Raw genomic sequence first — 17,174 nt, 5'->3', positions numbered from 1 at the left:
TAACGTTTCTACTCAACTCTATTCAACTGGCTTAGGGCTAAGAACGCTTATTTGTACAGTTCTGCCGTTGCGTGCCAGTGTCCACCGGTGCGTGCTTCGATCACGCGATAAGCGGAAGCGCCGTTTTGCTCTGCTTTCTGGTTCAGCATCTCGTGCATATCCATCGGAGAACTGCCGATGTCATCAACGGAAACGGTACCCAGTGACTGGCGATTCTGCGCTTGCTGAGCGTCGATAGAGTCAGCGGCGAAAACGCCGAATGACAGAGCGGAGAGCAGGCTGGCGGTAACTAAAGTGGCTTTCATGTTCATGGTTTTTTCCTCGTCGTATTCTTTTGGTTGGGTCATCGTTCTGTGACCCTCATCACGAAATCAAGTATACACTAGTTACGTGAAAAATTAATACCCTGCTAATTGTTGCCTATGCAACTTTAAATTAACGAAATGATTTTTTATTCCTGATAGTTATTAAAAAGACGTTTTTATCACGGCTTTTTTGTTAAATATAAGTAAAATCATAGATATGGGTAAATTTGACTATTTGTGCGGTTACACGCAGAACAATGCCCTGTGGAATGGTATTGAAGCAATTCCATACGCTGGATTGAGGTTTATTTACGGAAGATTACCGACTGAGAGGCCCGCCGCATCATGACGGCGGGCTGAGAAGAGGGGGAGTGATTACAGCTCTTGTTCGAACAGCACCAGGATGGCTTCGTAGAGCTCTTTCACCGTGAAGTTATTGGCTGGCGTGGTGAAAATAGTGTCGTCCCCGGCAATGGTGCCCAGAATACCTTCCGCTTTTCCCAGTGAGTCCAGCAGGCGAGCAATGAGCTGTGCGGCGCCAGGGCTGGTATGGATCACTACGACGGCGTCGTTATAGTCGATATCCAGAACCAGGTTTTTTAGCGGGCTGGAGGTCGTCGGGACGCCCAGCTCGGCAGGCAGGCAGTAGACCATTTCCATTTTTGCATTACGCGTTCTTACCGCGCCGAATTTAGTCAGCATGCGGGACACTTTGGATTGGTTGATGTTTTCGAAGCCGTCGTTTTGTAACGCCTGAACTATCTCGCCCTGTGAGCTGAATTTCTCTTCTTTAAGTAATGCTTTGAAAGCCTTTACTAATTCTTCTTGTTTTGAGGAGTTACGCATAAATAACCTATCCTGGGTAAAAGAGATAACATTATTATGCATTTAAATGAATTTTTATGCAAATTGTTCATCTTCCTTCAGGTGCCTGATTTTACGGCGGCCTGAATAGCGTGGGAGAATCATCCGGCGGAGATCAGCCTGAAATAATGTTATGAAAGCGGGCGATTTTATCAAATTTCGTTATCGGCGAACATGCCTGTGTCACGACTCGCAAATAAGCTTCAAAGTAAATTAAATGTTATCAAAATGATGTTGTTTTGGTGTGCGCGGAGGGGTAATGTAACCGCCGTTGATGTAACCACATCAGGTCGTGACCGGGCGCTATGGCGTCGTTCCTCCCGGCGAGTAAATGCAGCAGCAACGCGGTCGGTGATTGCTTTATATCGCAATCTGGCGGCGGGAAGATTGTAATTATCTCCTCTCTGGATTATGGTCGCCACCGCATGGAGTTACGGCACGATTTTGCTAACCATAATAAGGAGTTTAGGATGAAAGTTGCAGTCCTCGGCGCAGCTGGCGGTATCGGCCAGGCGCTTGCCCTTCTACTTAAGACCCAACTGCCTTCAGGCTCAGAACTCTCTCTGTATGACATTGCGCCAGTAACCCCAGGGGTTGCGGTGGATCTGAGTCATATCCCGACTGACGTGAAAATCAAAGGTTTCTCCGGCGAAGATGCTACCCCTGCGCTGGTGGGTGCAGATGTGGTGCTGATCTCCGCAGGTGTTGCACGTAAACCAGGTATGGATCGTTCCGACCTGTTCAACGTGAACGCGGGTATTGTGAAAAACCTGATCGAGCAAGTGGCGAAAACCGCCCCTAAAGCTTGCATCGGTATTATTACCAACCCGGTAAACACCACCGTGGCGATTGCCGCAGAAGTGCTGAAAAAAGCGGGCGTTTACGATAAGAACAAACTGTTCGGCGTCACTACGCTGGATATCATCCGCTCCAACACCTTTGTTGCCGAGCTGAAAGGCAAGCAGCCAACGGATATCGAAGTCCCGGTGATTGGCGGCCACTCTGGCGTAACCATTCTGCCGCTGCTGTCCCAGATCCCTGGCGTGAGCTTCACCGAGCAGGAAGTCGCTGACCTGACCAAACGTATCCAGAACGCGGGTACTGAAGTGGTTGAAGCGAAAGCCGGTGGCGGGTCCGCAACGCTGTCTATGGGCCAGGCTGCGGCTCGTTTCGGTCTGTCTCTGGTTCGCGCTTTGAAAGGCGAAAGCAACGTTGTGGAGTGCGCTTACGTTGAAGGCGACGGCGAGCACGCACGTTTCTTCTCCCAGCCGCTGCTGCTGGGTAAAAATGGTATCGTTGAGCGTAAAGCTATCGGCACCCTCAGCGCATTTGAGAAAAACGCGATGGAAGGCATGCTGGATACCCTGAAGAAAGATATCCAACTGGGCGAAGAATTCGTTAAGTAATCGACCCTGGATAAAAAAAACCGGAACTCAGGTTCCGGTTTTTTTATGTCTGCCGTTTAGCTTCCGGCGGGGTATTCCTGCACGGTGACCTGCAGCGTGAGTTTCTTGTCTTCACGCATGACCTCGACCGGAATCACCGAGCCCGGGCGAATTTCCGCCACCTGGTCCATGGTTTCCAGCGCCGAGATAGCCGGTTTGTGGTTAACCGAGATAATCACGTCGTTAACCTGAATACCAGCCTGAGCTGCCGGGCCGTCCGGGGATACAGCATTAACGATAATCCCTTGCAGCTGATCGATGCCGGTGGAAGGGCCATGCAGCGGGGTGATTTCTCTGCCGCCAATGCCGATGTAGCCTCGAATAACCCGGCCATCGCGGATGAGCTTATCCATTATTTTGGTCGCCAGTTGGGTTGGTATCGCAAAACCAATCCCTTCCGGCGTTTCGCCGTCATTGCTCTTGTCAAACGACAGGGTGTTGATGCCCATCAGTTCCCCGAGCGAATTCACCAGCGCCCCGCCGGAGTTACCGCGGTTAATTGAGGCGTCAGTTTGCAGGAACGACTGTCGGCCCGAAGGGCTCAGGCCGATGCGGCCGGTCGCGCTGATAATGCCCTGCGTGACCGTCTGCCCCAGGTTGTAAGGGTTACCGATGGCCATGACCACATCGCCAATATGGGGCTGGCGCTTGCCGTTAATAGGAATGATCGGCAGGTTGGTGGCGTTGATTTTCAGCACAGCCAGGTCGGTCAGGCTATCGGACCCAATAAGCAGGGCTTCAAACACTCGCCCGTCCTGGAGCGCAACGATGATTTGCTCGGCATCGTTGATCACGTGTTTATTGGTAATGATGTAGCCGCGTCCGTCCATGATAACGCCGGAGCCGAGCGTCTTGATTTGAAGCTGGTTTTGGCCGTTATTGCCGACGCTGCGATTGTATACGTTCACTACCGCCGGGGCAGCGCGGCGCACGGCCGGATTAAAGCTCATCGGCGTTTCGTCGGTGCTGTCATATTGTGCAGGCGCAAGTGGGCCCACGGCTTTGCGTAACGACGGCATCGCGAGCAGCAGCAGCCCCGCAACAATCAGCCCAATGATCACCGAACGTAAGATCTTTAGAAACATGAGTTTGAGTTAATAAGTGAGAGATCGACCGCAGAATAGCATGAGTTGGACGGACATCGTACAGACGATGTCCGTTTCTCTGCTTCCGTTAACGCAACAGCAAATAGAGGCTCTGTTCGCCGCGAACAACATGCAGCGCAATGACCGCAGGCTTGGTTTCCAGCACTTTGCGCATTTCGGCGATGGTATGAATTCGCTCACGGTTAATGCCGACGATGATATCGTCTTTGTGCAGACCAACCTGAGCCGCAGGCGTGCCTTTATCCACGTTATCCAGACGAATGCCCTTGCCGCCGTCCTTCAGTTGCCCATCGCTTAGCGTGGCGCCCTGCAGCGCCGGCAGGATCATTTCTGCGCTTGCGGAAGAGGCGGTGCTCTTGTCCAGCGTCACGCTCACTTCCAGTGGTTTGCCGTCGCGCAGCAAGCCCAGTTTCACCACGGTGCCGGGCTCGGTTGTGGCAATTTTCGCTCGCAATTCGGCGAAACTGCTCAGCGGGTTACCGTTCAGGCTGGTGATGATATCCCCGGCTTTAACGCCCGCTTTTGCCGACCCTGACTGAGGCAGAACTTCACTGACAAAGGCACCACGCTGGGTGGAAAGGTTAAACGCTTTGGCGATGTCGGCGTTCATCTCCATGCCTTTGATTCCCAGCAGGCCACGTTTGATTTCACCAAATTCCATCAGCTGCTTGGCGAGGGTTTGGGCCATATTGCTCGGGATAGCAAAACCAATCCCTACGCTGCCGCCCGCGGGAGCAAGAATCGCAGTGTTGATGCCAATCAGTTCGCCGTTCAGGTTGAGCAGCGCGCCGCCGGAGTTACCCCGGTTGATTGAAGCATCTGTTTGAATAAAGTTTTCCAGTCCTTCAAGGTTCAGGCCGCTGCGGCCCAGAGCGGAAACGATGCCGGAAGTCGCTGTTTGACCGAGGCCAAATGGGTTACCCACCGCAACCGCAAAATCACCCACTTTGAGCTTGTCAGAGTCGGCCACTTTGATTTCGGTAAGCCCGGTCGCGTTTTGCAACTGAAGTAGCGCGATGTCGCTCTGATCGTCCCCGCCAATCAGTTTGGCATCAAATTCACGCCCGTCATTCAGCTGCACGCTGATTTTCTGTGCCTGATTAATCACATGATTGTTGGTCAGGACATAGCCTTTTGCGGCGTTGATGATGACGCCGGAACCCAAGCCTTCAAACTGCTGAGGTGTGTCGGAGGGGGCTTCATCGCCGTAGAATTTTTTGAACTCTTCCGGCACTTTCTGGCTGGACGCTGAGGCGGTGCCTTCAACCTGTACGCTGACGACCGCCGGTAAGACTTTTTCCAGCATCGGCGCAAGGCTTGGCAAAGCCGGCTGGCCTGGAACCTGGGAAGGCAGTGACGCGCTTGCCAGAGGGGATACGCCGAGCGTCAGAGCGACGCTTAACGCTAATGCATTCAACAGCCGTGTTTGTTTCTTCATTGGATGCTGGCTCTCGTCACCTGGAAAAAGGAATGCCCACTCACGCAATTGATGTTATTGAAAGATCAATCGACTCACAATGGCGTAATAAGAAAGCACAAGATAATTAAATGATAGCTGGGTCAGGAAAGGATGGGGCACCTGAACTGTGCCCCGGAAAAGCTAAAACAGGGATTAATCGCGTTTTGCACCGGCGCGAAGCAGGCCGGAAGCACCGTCTGAATAATCGCGCGGCATCTGAACCGGCGCCTGATCGTTCCCGGCTTCAGACTCGGCAAGACGGTTACGGAACGGATTGGCTTCCGCTGTCATCTCCGGCAGCAGGCTGCTGGAGCTTTTTGCCATGTGCTGATACAGCTGGCGATAATCGTGCGCCATGTTATCCAGCAGCTCGGCGCTGCGGGCAAAATGGCTGACTAACTCTTCGCGGTACTCTTCAAGCTCCGCTTTGTTTTTTTCCAGCTCATACTGCAGAGCTTGCTGTTGGCGCAGCTTACGATTGCCGAAACGCATGGCTACGGCGCCGATAATAAGGCCCACTACTAACCCAATAAGCGCATATTCCCAAGTCATGAACTTCTCCCGTTATCTTGTGATTCCGTAGGGTAATGTAGCCACTATAACCGTTAACCTAAGAGAAGTGGAATCCTGACGCTGCATCGCTTAGGGTAGAACGGCCTTTTTTTGGACAACCGGTTCGAAAAAGGCAGTGAACGGCTATCCGATTATAAAGGGAAGATAATAATACCATGCAAAATCTCTCTCCTGCATCGCGCTACCAGCAGGCCCTGGCAGAAGGCAGTTTTCAACCTGATGATGTGCAGCGCGAAGCGATTATGCGCCTGGACGCTATCTGGCAAGCATTGTCCGTTGCACCTACGCCCGCGCCTGCCGGTGGGTTGCTGACTAAGTTCGGCAAGCTGTTCGGTAAAAAAGAGGTTCAGGCCGGGCAGGAGCCAGCCCGGGGTTTGTATATGTGGGGAGGCGTGGGGCGAGGTAAAACCTGGCTGATGGATATGTTTTTTCAGAGTTTGCCGGGAGAGCGCAAACTCAGGCTCCACTTTCACCGCTTTATGCTTCGGGTTCACGAAGAGCTGGCGCAGCAGCAGGGCCACACGGATCCGCTGGAAATTATTGCTGACGGCTTTAAGGCCGAAACGGATGTGCTGTGCTTCGACGAATTTTTTGTCTCTGATATCACCGATGCCATGCTGCTGGGTACATTAATGAAAGCGCTTTTTGCGCGAGGCATCACGCTGGTGGCCACGTCGAACATCCCGCCGGATGATTTGTACCGCAATGGGCTGCAGCGCGCGCGGTTCTTACCCGCCATCGAAGCAATCAAACGCTATTGCGACGTGATGAACGTGGATGCCGGGATTGATTACCGCCTGAGAACGCTGACTCAGGCGCACCTTTGGCTGTCACCGCTGAATGCAGACTCCGCGCTGCAAATGGAAAAGCTTTATGTCGCTCTGGCCGGGGCAAAGCGCGAAGGGGCGCCGGTACTGGAAATCAACCATCGGCCAATGGTGACGATGGGGGCCGCAAACCAGACGCTGGCTATCGATTTCAACACGCTATGCGTGGACGCGCGCAGCCAACATGATTACATCGCGCTTTCGCGCCAGTTCCACACCGTTCTGCTGTTTAATGTAACGGTGATGACAACGTTGATGGAGAGTGAGGCACGCCGTTTTATCGCTATGGTGGACGAATTCTATGAGCGCCACGTCAAGCTGGTGGTGTCTGCTGAGACCGAGCTATTCAATATTTATCAAGGGGAAAGGCTTAAGTTTGAGTTCCAGCGTTGTCTTTCCAGGCTGCAGGAAATGCAAAGTGAAGAGTATTTACGCCGGCCTCATCTGCCGTGACGATGAATATGTGATATCAACGACAAATTGTGGTCGATCTTTGAGGTCGACTTCTCTATAATCTTGCGACCCCACGTTACAACCAAAGTTTTTTTCCCAAAACTTTTGTCGTGCCGGCATAGGCTATTCGAAGGGGTAGGTTTGCTGGACAATGTCGCGTGAACCTCGACTGATTTTAAACGTTTGGGTGTTCACCAACGTGTAACTATATATTGGGTAAGCTTTTAATGAAAACTTTTACAGCTAAACCAGAAACTGTACAGCGCGACTGGTATGTCGTTGATGCTGAAGGTAAGACCTTAGGTCGTCTGGCTACTGAACTGGCTCGCCGTCTGCGCGGTAAGCACAAAGCGGAATACACTCCGCACGTTGATACTGGTGATTACATCATCGTTCTGAACGCTGACAAAGTTGCTGTAACCGGCAACAAGCGTACTGACAAAGTGTACTACCACCACACCGGCCACATCGGTGGTATCAAACAAGCGACCTTTGAAGAGATGATTGCCCGCCGTCCTGAGCGTGTGATTGAAATCGCGGTTAAAGGCATGCTGCCAAAGGGCCCGCTGGGTCGTGCAATGTTCCGTAAACTTAAAGTTTACGCGGGCACCGAGCACAACCACGCGGCACAGCAACCGCAAGTTCTGGACATTTAATCGGGATTATAGGCAATGGCTGAAAATCAATACTACGGCACTGGTCGCCGCAAAAGTTCCGCAGCTCGCGTGTTTATCAAACCGGGCAACGGCAAAATCGTTATCAACCAACGTTCTCTGGAACAGTACTTCGGTCGTGAAACTGCCCGCATGGTAGTTCGTCAGCCGCTGGAACTGGTCGACATGGTTGAGAAACTGGATCTGTACATCACCGTTAAAGGTGGTGGTATCTCTGGTCAGGCTGGTGCGATCCGTCACGGTATCACCCGCGCTCTGATGGAGTACGATGAGTCCCTGCGTTCCGAGCTGCGTAAAGCTGGCTTCGTTACCCGTGATGCTCGTCAGGTTGAACGTAAGAAAGTCGGTCTGCGTAAAGCACGTCGTCGTCCTCAGTTCTCCAAACGTTAATTGTTCTCTGCCTGTTCAGGCAGCAAGACAGTTGGCAAAAAGCCCGGTCCTGGTACCGGGTTTTTTTATGCCTGTAATTTATATTATTGCTTCTAACATTTTGAAATTATTTGCCTTTCAGGCAAATTCGATATACGACCACCACAAAACCAGTAAAATCTGGTAAACTATCATCCAATTTTCTGCCCAAATGTCGGCATCCAGTTGTTTTCGCCCTGATAAGGCGTCAGCGATGTTTCGGCGAAGCATTGGGTAATAACGGTCAGGTTAGTCGCCGCTTGCGGCTATTAGCAGTAATTTTCTGGATAAACTTGGAGGTTTTCATGGCTGTCGCTGCCAACAAACGTTCGGTGATGACGCTGTTTTCCGGTCCTACTGACATCTACAGCCACCAGGTCCGTATCGTCCTGGCTGAGAAAGGTGTTAGCGTTGAAATTGAGCATGTGGAAACGGATAACCTGCCTCAGGATCTGATTGACCTCAACCCCAATCACAGCGTACCGACCCTGGTTGACCGCGAGCTGACGCTGTGGGAATCCCGCATCATCATGGAATACCTTGATGAGCGTTTCCCGCACCCACCTTTGATGCCGGTTTATCCGGTTGCGCGTGGTGAAAGCCGTCTGTACATGCACCGCATTGAGAAAGACTGGTATTCGTTGATGAACGTGGTGATGAACGGCTCAGCGCAGGAAGCGGAAGCCGCTCGTAAGCAGCTGCGTGAAGAGCTGTTGAGTATCGCCCCGGTCTTTACCCAGAAGCCTTTCTTCCTGAGCGACGAGTTCAGCCTGGTCGACTGCTATCTGGCTCCGCTGCTGTGGCGCTTGCCGCAGATGGGCATTGAGCTGACAGGTGCGGGCTCCAAAGAGATGAAAGGGTACATGACCCGCGTCTTCGAGCGTGACTCCTTCCTGGCCTCTTTGACCGAACCTGAGCGCGAAATGCGTCTGCAGACCCGAGGCTAATTGATGGATATGTCGCAGCTGTCGCCGCGCCGTCCTTATCTGCTGCGGGCCTTTTATGAGTGGCTGCTGGATAACCAGCTCACGCCGCATCTGGTGGTAGATATCACACTACCGGGCGTACAGGTTCCGATGGAGTATGCGCGTGACGGGCAAATTGTGCTGAACATCGCCCCGCGAGCCGTAGGGAATCTGGAGCTGGCCAATGACGAAGTGCGCTTTAACGCGCGTTTCGGCGGCGTACCTCGCCAGGTTAACGTACCTATGGCTGCCGTGCTGGCTATCTATGCACGTGAAAATGGCGCGGGCACCATGTTTGAGCCGGAAGCGGGCTATGATGAAGACGCTGAAAGCCACAACGATGACCAGCCCGTTATCGGTGAGACTGAAACAGTTATGCAGGTTATTGACGGCGATCGCCCGGATCACGGCGATGATGACAATAACCCGGATGACGATCCGCCGCCGCCGCCTCGCGGTGGTCGCCCCGCACTGCGCGTGGTGAAATAACAAAAAGCCAGTCGAAAGACTGGCTTTTTTTATGGAGGATTCGGCGCAATCTGGCAGCCTGAGCCGCCAGATTTTAACGCTTATACTTCGAGGAAGTTCAGGATCCCGTCTGCGGCTTTGCGCCCTTCAGCAATAGCGGTGACCACCAGATCGGAACCACGAACCGCATCGCCACCGGCGAAGATTTTCGGGTTGCTGGTCTGGAAAGCGTTCTCGCTAGCTTCTGGTGCGAGAATGCGCCCCTGGCTGTCCAGCTCAACGCTGTGCTGCTCCAGCCAGGTCATGCTGTGAGGGCGGAAACCGAAGGCCATTACCACCGCATCGGCAGGCAATACGTGCTCGGAGCCGGCGACGATCTCCGGGCGACGACGGCCATTCGCATCCGGCGCACCCAGCTCGGTACGGGCCACTTTCACACCGCACACCCGGCCATTTGCGTTAATTTCCACGCCCAGCGGCTGCAGATTGAACTGGAACTCCACGCCTTCTTCGCGCGCGTTTTTCACTTCGCGTTTAGAGCCCGGCATATTTTCTTCGTCACGACGGTAGGCACAGGTCACGTGGGTTGCACCCTGGCGCACTGAAGTACGCACGCAGTCCATAGCGGTGTCCCCGCCGCCCAGCACGACAACGCGTTTACCTTCCATGCTGACATACGGCTCTTCAGCTGTTTCGCCGAAGCCCATGATCTGCTTGGTATTGGCGATGAGGAACGGCAGGGCGTCATACACGCCAGGCGCGTCTTCATTTTCGAGACCACCGCGCATCGACTGATAGGTGCCGACGCCCAGGAACACGGAATCGTATTCGCTCAGCAGCTCGTCCATCTGCACATCGCGGCCCACTTCGGTATTGAGTTTGAATTCAATCCCCATCCCGCTGAAGATTTCGCGACGCTTGGTCATCACCTCTTTTTCCAGCTTAAAGGCTGGAATACCGAAGGTCAGCAGACCGCCGATTTCTGGGTGTCGGTCGTAAACCACCGCCTTCACGCCGTTACGTGCCAGAACGTCGGCACAGGCAAGCCCGGCAGGGCCTGCCCCGATGATAGCCACGCGCTTACCGGTTTGCTTCACGCCGGTCAGGTCCGGCTTCCAGCCCATCTCAATCGCTTTATCGTTGATATAGCGCTCGATGTTACCGATAGTCACCGCCCCGAACTCGTCGTTCAGCGTGCAGGAGCCTTCGCAAAGGCGGTCCTGCGGGCAAACGCGGCCGCAGACTTCCGGCAGGCTGTTGGTCTGGTGAGACAGCTCGGCTGCCTCAATAATGCGCCCCTCATTGGCCAGTTTCAGCCAGTTCGGAATGTAGTTATGAACCGGGCACTTCCACTCACAGTACGGGTTGCCGCAGGAGAGGCAGCGGTCGGCCTGAGCCTTGGCCTGCCCCTCAGAGAACGGCTCGTAGATTTCCACAAATTCAATTTTGCGGATCTTCAGCGGCTTCTTCGGCGGATCAACGCGCTGCAAGTCGATAAATTGATAAACGTTTTGACTCATCGTGACCTCTTACTGCGCCTGCACCCGCAGCTCAGCTGCGGAACGACTGCGGTGACCCAACAATGCTTTAACATCACTGGACTTCGGTTTAACCAGGGTGAATTTCGAGGCGAATGCCGGCCAGTTGGCCAGGATTTCTTCGCCGCGCTGGGAGCCGGTCAGCTGAACGTGTTCGGTAATCATGCCTCGCAGGTGCTCTTCATGAATCGCCAGCTCTTCCACATTCAGTAATTCAACCAGTTCCGGGTTCACGCGTTTGCGGAATTCACCGTCTTCGTCCAGTACGTAGGCGAAGCCGCCCGTCATACCAGCCCCGAAGTTAACCCCCGTTTTGCCCAGAATACAGACGATACCGCCGGTCATGTATTCACAGCCGTTATCGCCGATGCCTTCAACCACGGTAATCGCCCCGGAGTTACGCACCGCGAAACGCTCGCCTGCACGGCCTGCGGCATACATCTTCCCGCCGGTGGCGCCATACAGGCAGGTGTTGCCGATAATGGTCGCTTCGTGGCTACGGAAGGCTGAGCCTACCGGTGGACGCAGAGAAATCAGCCCGCCCGCCATACCTTTACCGACATAGTCGTTGGCATCGCCGGTCAGGTGCAGCTCAACGCCGCCCGCGTTCCAGACGCCGAAGCTCTGGCCTGCGGTACCGTTAAAGTGCGCCTTGATTGGGTCAGACGCCAGGCCTTGATCGCCATGTTGCTGGGCAATGTAGCCGGAGAGAGAAGCTCCAATCGAACGGTCGGTGTTGCGAATATCAAACCAGAACGTTTTACTCTGCTTGTCGTCCACATACGCCTGTGCCTGGTTCAGCAGCTGTGCGTTAAGGTCGCCCTTATCGAACGGCGGGTTATGCTCGGTGCAGTACACCGCTTTGCCCGGCATCGGTTCAGCCGTTTTCAGCAGGGCAGAGAGATCCAGCTTCTGCTGCTTCGCCGTAAACCCGTCCAGCTCTTTCAGCAGGTCGGTACGGCCAATCAAATCAACCAGACGTTTCACGCCCAGCAGCGCCATCAGTTCTCGGGTTTCGCGGGCGATGAATTCAAAGTAGTTGGTCACTTTGAACGGCAGGCCGTGGTAATGGTTTTTACGCAGTTTGTCATCCTGAGTTGCCACGCCGGTAGCGCAGTTGTTCAGGTGACAAATTCGTAGATATTTACAGCCCAGCGCAACCATTGGCCCGGTACCGAAACCGAAGCTTTCTGCCCCAAGAATTGCTGCCTTGATGATGTCGAGGCCGGTTTTCAGGCCACCGTCCACCTGCAGACGAATCTTATGGCGCAGGCCGTTAGCCACCAGTGCCTGCTGGGTTTCCACCAGACCAAGTTCCCACGGGCAGCCCGCGTATTTCACGGATGACAGTGGACTTGCCCCAGTGCCGCCGTCGTAGCCAGCAATAGTAATCAGGTCCGCATAGGCTTTGGCTACGCCCGTTGCGATGGTGCCGACGCCCGGTTCGGAAACCAGCTTCACGGAAATCATCGCCTTCGGGTTAACCTGCTTCAGGTCGAAAATCAGCTGCGCCAGATCCTCGATAGAGTAAATATCGTGGTGAGGCGGAGGGGAAATCAGCGTCACGCCCGGCACGGAGTAGCGCAGCTTGGCGATATAAGGCGTCACTTTATCGCCCGGCAGCTGACCGCCTTCGCCCGGCTTCGCGCCTTGCGCAACTTTAATCTGGATAACGTCGGCGTTGACCAGGTAGGCAGGCGTCACCCCGAAGCGGCCGGAAGCAACCTGCTTGATACGGGACACTTTATTGGTGCCGTAGCGCGCCGGATCTTCGCCGCCTTCGCCGGAGTTAGAGTTCCCGCCGATGCTGTTCATCGCTTCAGCCAGGGATTCGTGTGCTTCCGGGCTCAGAGCGCCGATGGACATTGCCGCGGTATCGAAGCGTTTGAACAGCTCGGTCGCTGGCTCAACGTCTTCAATTTTGACGGACTCGTCCTGCGGATTCAGCGCAAGCATATCGCGCAGCGTGGCGACCGGGCGCTCGTTAACCAGTTTCGCGTATTGCTGATAGTCGCTGTATTCGCCGCTCTGCACCGCTTTTTGCAGCGTCTGTACCACGTCCGGGTTATAGGCGTGGTATTCCCCGCCATGAACGAACTTCAGCTGGCCACCCTGATCCAACGGCTTACGTACCAGCCAGGCGCGTTTGGACAGGTTCAGCAGATCCTGCTGGAAGTCGCCGAAGCCTGCCCCGCCGATGCGGCTGACCGCACCCTGGAAGCAAAGCTCGGACACTTCTTTATGCAGACCCACCGCTTCGAACAGCTTAGAGCAACGGTAAGAGGCGATAGTCGAGATGCCCATTTTGGACATGATCTTGTACAGCCCTTTGTTGATGCCGTTGCGGTAGTTCTGCATCACGGTGCGGTAGTTTTTATCGATGGCGCCGTTGTCGACCAGCTTCGCCAGGGTTTCATAGGCGAGATATGGGTAGATAGCGGTCGCACCGAAGCCCAGCAGCACGGCGAAGTGGTGCGGATCGCGGGCGCTGGCGGTTTCAACAATGATGTTGGCATCGCAGCGCAGGCTCTTCTCAACGAGGCGAGTCTGGATGGCGCCCACGGCCATTGGAGCCGGAACCGGCAGGCGATTTTTGGCAATATTACGGTCGGACAGCACCAGCAAGACAGTGCCGTTGCGAACCATGCGTTCAGCTTCGTCGCACAGCGCCATCACGGTTTCTTGCAGCGACTTCTCGGTCACGTCATAGGTGATGTCGAGCGTATCGGCGCGATAGTGTTCCTCTTCCAGCGTGGTGAGCTGCTGGAAATCAGACCACAGCAGAATCGGTGATTTGAAGCTCAGGCGGTGTGCCTGGCCTTCTGCCTCGCAGAAGACGTTCATTTCCCGGCCAATGCTGGTGGCCAGGGACATGACGTGCGCTTCACGCAGCGGATCGATTGGCGGGTTTGTCACCTGCGCAAACTGCTGACGGAAGTAGTCGTAAATAATGCGTGGCTGGCTGGAAAGCACGGCAAATGGGGTGTCATCACCCATTGAGCCGACGGCTTCCTGGCCATTCTCGCCCAGCACGCGGATCACTGAATCCAGCTCTTCGCTGCTGTAGTTAAACTGTTTCTGATAGCTGGCAAGCGTATCGTCGTCCAGCTCCCGCGAGCCCACTTTTTCGTCCGGCAGATCTTCAAACGGCACCAGGCGGCGAACGTTGTTCTCCATCCACTCTTTATACGGATGGCGGCTTTTCAGCTCGGCATCGGTTTCAGCGGAGTGCAGAATGCGCCCGACGCGGGTGTCGATAACCATCAGCTCGCCCGGGCCAACGCGCCCTTTCTCAACCACTTCATCCGGCTGGTAGTCCCAGATCCCGACTTCAGAGGCGCAGGTGATGAGCTTGTCCTTGGTGATCACGTAGCGTGCCGGACGCAGGCCGTTACGGTCCAGGTTACAGGCGGCGAAACGCCCGTCGGACATTACGATACCGGCCGGGCCATCCCACGGCTCCATATGCATGGAGTTAAAGTCGAAGAAGGCGCGCAGCTCAGGATCCATGTTCGGGTTGTTCTGCCATGCCGGTGGAACCAGCAGACGCATGGCGCGCACGATATCCATCCCGCCGGCCAGCAGCAGCTCAAGCATGTTATCCATGGAGCTGGAGTCGGAGCCGGTTTCGTTCACGAACGGCGCAGCGTCGTGCAGATCGGGGATCAGCGGCGTCTGGAATTTATAGGTACGGGCGCGCGCCCACTGGCGGTTACCGGTAATGGTGTTGATTTCGCCGTTGTGCGCCAGATAGCGGAACGGCTGAGCCAGCGGCCAGCGTGGCACGGTGTTGGTGGAGAAGCGTTGGTGGAACAGACAAATAGCCGATTCCAGGCGCAGGTCCGCCAGGTCCAGGTAGAAGCGCGGCAGGTCAGCCGGCATACACAGACCTTTATAAATGTTCACCAGGTTGGACAGACTGCAGATATAGAAGTCTTTATCTTCCTGGATGCGTTTTTCGATACGGCGACGGGCGATAAACAGGCGACGTTCCATATCGCGAGGGCGCCAGCCCGCCGGGGCGTTAACGAAAATTTGTTCAATACGTGGCAGAGAGGAGAGGGCGATTTCACCGAGCACGTCTTTGTTCACCGGTACTTCACGCCAGCCAACAATAGACAGAGTTTCGTTTTGCAGCTCTTCTTCAACAATGCGGCGGCTGGCGCGGGCAAGCGCGTCATCCTGGTTCAAGAAAATCATGCCAACGGCATAGTTCTTGGCCAAACGCCAATGGCGTTCTTCTGCAACAATGCGGAAGAAACGATCGGGTTTTTGCAGCAGCAGGCCACAGCCGTCGCCGGTTTTACCGTCGGCAAGGATGGCACCACGGTGCTGCATACGGGCTAGCGCGTGAATAGCGGTACGCACTACCTTGTGGCTAGGTTCGCCTTCTATGTGGGCGATCAGGCCGAAACCACAGTTATCCTTCTCAAGGGATTTATCGTACAACATATCAGTGAACCTCCCCAGGCTCTACGTTACTCCCAACCGTTTGCGCGTGGACGCAGCAAGGGCATGGCGACGGGGTTTGCGCATCATACGCTTGCCTCGCGTGTCGCCCTCTTAATGTCCAACGCATCCGGTGTCACAAGTGTTGAGGACTTGCTTTAGAGGGAATCTCAATTACTGCATAAATATGATGGGCACAGAACCCATCCAGAAAGCTTCCAGCGGATTTCCAACTTATCGGGAAAGAGCACACAGGTCAAATGGCATTCTTATTTATACGGAATCGTGCTAAGAGTGGCTTAATAAAATGAATTTAATGGTTTTTTTTGCTTTTTTGGCTGTGAGGGGGCGACGGTGAACGCCGAGTGTTATGTGATCGTCCTCACTATCCGAAAGGCCGTGAAACTCCAGACCATGCTGGCATGAATGATATTGCCAGCATGATATGCTGATTAACCCTCGCAGAGTGCAGCATGACACTGTTTTTCACCGTTCGTCATATTCTTTAAATAAAGGGCGGCGTCATAAGGAAAAGTAATCAAGTGCTATGTGAATAGAGTTGCACTTATTTTGGGTTTATATGCAATAGATAAGGCTGCGCCGAAGCGATTGATCCAGGTCATCGCCGGTGCGAGAAGAAAATGGCAGGCTAGGTCCCTTTTTCGGGACGGCCCATCAGATTATGCAGTTACAGAAATTAGTCAATATGTTTGGCGGCGATCTCTCTCGTCGCTATGGGCAAAAAGTCCATAAACTCACGCTGCATGGTGGTTTCAGTTGCCCCAATCGCGATGGGACTATCGGGCGAGGCGGCTGTACTTTTTGCAACGTGGCCTCTTTCGCTGACGAAACGCAGCAGCACAATTCCATCGCTGAGCAGCTCGCACACCAGGCCAGCCGGGTGAACCGCGCTCAGCGTTATCTGGCCTATTTCCAGGCCTATACCAGCACCTGGGCTGAAGTGCAGGTGTTGCGGTCGATGTACCAGCAGGCGGTGAGCCAGACCAGCATCGTGGGGTTGTGCGTCGGTACCCGGCCTGACTGCGTGCCCGACAGCGTGCTGGATTTGCTAAGCGATTATCATGCACAGGGCTATGAGGTATGGCTGGAGCTGGGGTTACAGACGGCGAATGACAAAACGCTGCACCGTATCAACCGGGGGCACGATTTTGCCTGTTATCAGGAAACTACCCGCCGGGCCCGAGCGAGAGGTTTAAAAGTTTGCAGCCATCTGATTGTCGGTTTACCGGGTGAAGGCCAGCAGCAATGTATGGACACGCTGGAGAAAGTGGTTGAAACCGGTGTGGACGGCCTGAAGCTGCATCCTTTGCATATTGTTGACGGCAGCATAATGGCCAAAAGCTGGCGGGCTGGTCGCCTTGAGGGGATCGCGCTGGATGAGTATGTCGTCACCGCGGGAGAAATGATTCGCCATACACCGCTTGATGTCGTGTTCCATCGTATTTCGGCTAATGCCCGGCGCCCAACCTTGCTTGCGCCTTTATGGTGTGAGAACCGCTGGGCCGCGATGGTGGATATCGACAGGTATTTGCTGACGCACGGGGCGCAGGGGTCAGCGCTGGGTACGCCGTGGGATCTCTCAGTTCTTTCGTAAATCCTGAGCCCGGTTCCTTTTTGCG

At 54.5% G+C, this 17,174-nt stretch carries 14 protein-coding genes; 7 read left to right on the top strand and 7 right to left on the bottom strand.

The genetic code is table 11. The features are described 5' to 3' along the window. Positions 1 to 47: 47 nt before the first annotated feature. Complete coding sequence (gene yhcN / locus WFK85_RS17150; RefSeq protein ID WP_008454886.1) at positions 48 to 311, bottom strand: peroxide/acid stress response protein YhcN; 264 nt, start codon at positions 309 to 311, stop codon at positions 48 to 50. Between the two features lie 369 nt (positions 312 to 680). Then, positions 681 to 1,151, bottom strand: a complete 471-nt coding sequence (gene argR, locus WFK85_RS17145; protein WP_008454885.1) for a transcriptional regulator ArgR — start codon at positions 1,149 to 1,151, stop codon at positions 681 to 683. Positions 1,152 to 1,639: 488 nt separating this feature from the next. On the opposite strand from argR, the gene mdh reads away from it, so the two are divergent. Further along, on the top strand, positions 1,640 to 2,575 hold the full coding sequence (gene mdh / locus WFK85_RS17140) for a malate dehydrogenase (protein ID WP_008454883.1): 936 nt from the start codon (positions 1,640 to 1,642) through the stop codon (positions 2,573 to 2,575). 56 nt (positions 2,576 to 2,631) lie between these two features. On the opposite strand, the gene degS is transcribed toward mdh, so the two are convergent. The 3 genes from degS to zapG all read right to left on the bottom strand — a co-directional run bounded on the left by degS (position 2,632) and on the right by zapG (position 5,731). Continuing rightward, positions 2,632 to 3,699, bottom strand: a complete 1,068-nt coding sequence (gene degS, locus WFK85_RS17135; RefSeq protein WP_008454882.1) for an outer membrane-stress sensor serine endopeptidase DegS — start codon at positions 3,697 to 3,699, stop codon at positions 2,632 to 2,634. Between the two features lie 88 nt (positions 3,700 to 3,787). Further along, the gene (degQ, locus tag WFK85_RS17130; protein ID WP_166877728.1) at positions 3,788 to 5,158 is read right to left on the bottom strand and encodes a serine endoprotease DegQ; all 1,371 of its coding nucleotides are present in this window, start codon (positions 5,156 to 5,158) and stop codon (positions 3,788 to 3,790) included. A 174-nt stretch (positions 5,159 to 5,332) separates the two neighbouring features. After that, a complete protein-coding gene (gene zapG / locus WFK85_RS17125; protein ID WP_008454880.1) occupies positions 5,333 to 5,731 on the bottom strand; it encodes a Z-ring associated protein ZapG in 399 nt (132 codons plus the stop codon). 176 nt (positions 5,732 to 5,907) lie between these two features. Between zapG and zapE the strand changes: the two genes are divergently transcribed. From zapE to sspB, 5 genes are all read left to right on the top strand, one after another. Further along, positions 5,908 to 7,032 carry a cell division protein ZapE gene (gene zapE / locus WFK85_RS17120; protein WP_336708952.1) on the top strand — a complete coding sequence of 375 codons (1,125 nt, stop codon included), beginning with the start codon at positions 5,908 to 5,910 and terminating at the stop codon, positions 7,030 to 7,032. A 227-nt stretch (positions 7,033 to 7,259) separates the two neighbouring features. Beyond that, positions 7,260 to 7,688 carry a 50S ribosomal protein L13 gene (rplM, locus tag WFK85_RS17115; RefSeq protein WP_008454874.1) on the top strand — a complete coding sequence of 143 codons (429 nt, stop codon included), beginning with the start codon at positions 7,260 to 7,262 and terminating at the stop codon, positions 7,686 to 7,688. Between the two features lie 15 nt (positions 7,689 to 7,703). Continuing rightward, positions 7,704 to 8,096, top strand: a complete 393-nt coding sequence (gene rpsI, locus WFK85_RS17110) for a 30S ribosomal protein S9 (protein WP_000829818.1) — start codon at positions 7,704 to 7,706, stop codon at positions 8,094 to 8,096. A 323-nt stretch (positions 8,097 to 8,419) separates the two neighbouring features. Then, entirely contained in the window at positions 8,420 to 9,061 is a 642-nt protein-coding gene (gene sspA, locus WFK85_RS17105; RefSeq protein WP_008454872.1) for a stringent starvation protein SspA, read from the top strand. A gap of 3 nt (positions 9,062 to 9,064) precedes the next feature. After that, positions 9,065 to 9,568 (top strand): ClpXP protease specificity-enhancing factor, encoded by a 504-nt coding sequence (sspB, locus tag WFK85_RS17100; RefSeq protein WP_213715433.1) that lies wholly within the window; start codon positions 9,065 to 9,067, stop codon positions 9,566 to 9,568. 80 nt (positions 9,569 to 9,648) lie between these two features. Here the strand turns inward: sspB and WFK85_RS17095 are convergent, their stop codons facing one another. Both WFK85_RS17095 and gltB read right to left on the bottom strand, forming a co-directional pair. Next, positions 9,649 to 11,067 carry a glutamate synthase small subunit gene (locus tag WFK85_RS17095; protein ID WP_008454857.1) on the bottom strand — a complete coding sequence of 473 codons (1,419 nt, stop codon included), beginning with the start codon at positions 11,065 to 11,067 and terminating at the stop codon, positions 9,649 to 9,651. Positions 11,068 to 11,076: 9 nt separating this feature from the next. Further along, the gene (gltB, locus tag WFK85_RS17090; RefSeq protein ID WP_336708953.1) at positions 11,077 to 15,537 is read right to left on the bottom strand and encodes a glutamate synthase large subunit; all 4,461 of its coding nucleotides are present in this window, start codon (positions 15,535 to 15,537) and stop codon (positions 11,077 to 11,079) included. Positions 15,538 to 16,216: 679 nt separating this feature from the next. On the opposite strand from gltB, the gene WFK85_RS17085 reads away from it, so the two are divergent. Continuing rightward, positions 16,217 to 17,149, top strand: coding sequence for a TIGR01212 family radical SAM protein (locus WFK85_RS17085; protein ID WP_034807687.1), 933 nt, complete (start codon positions 16,217 to 16,219; stop codon positions 17,147 to 17,149). Positions 17,150 to 17,174 lie beyond the last annotated feature (25 nt).

It is taken from the genome of Cedecea sp. VD22 (assembly GCF_037150195.1).
Lineage (GTDB): Bacteria > Pseudomonadota > Gammaproteobacteria > Enterobacterales > Enterobacteriaceae > Cedecea.
This window is presented reverse-complemented; position numbering and strand designations above follow the sequence as displayed.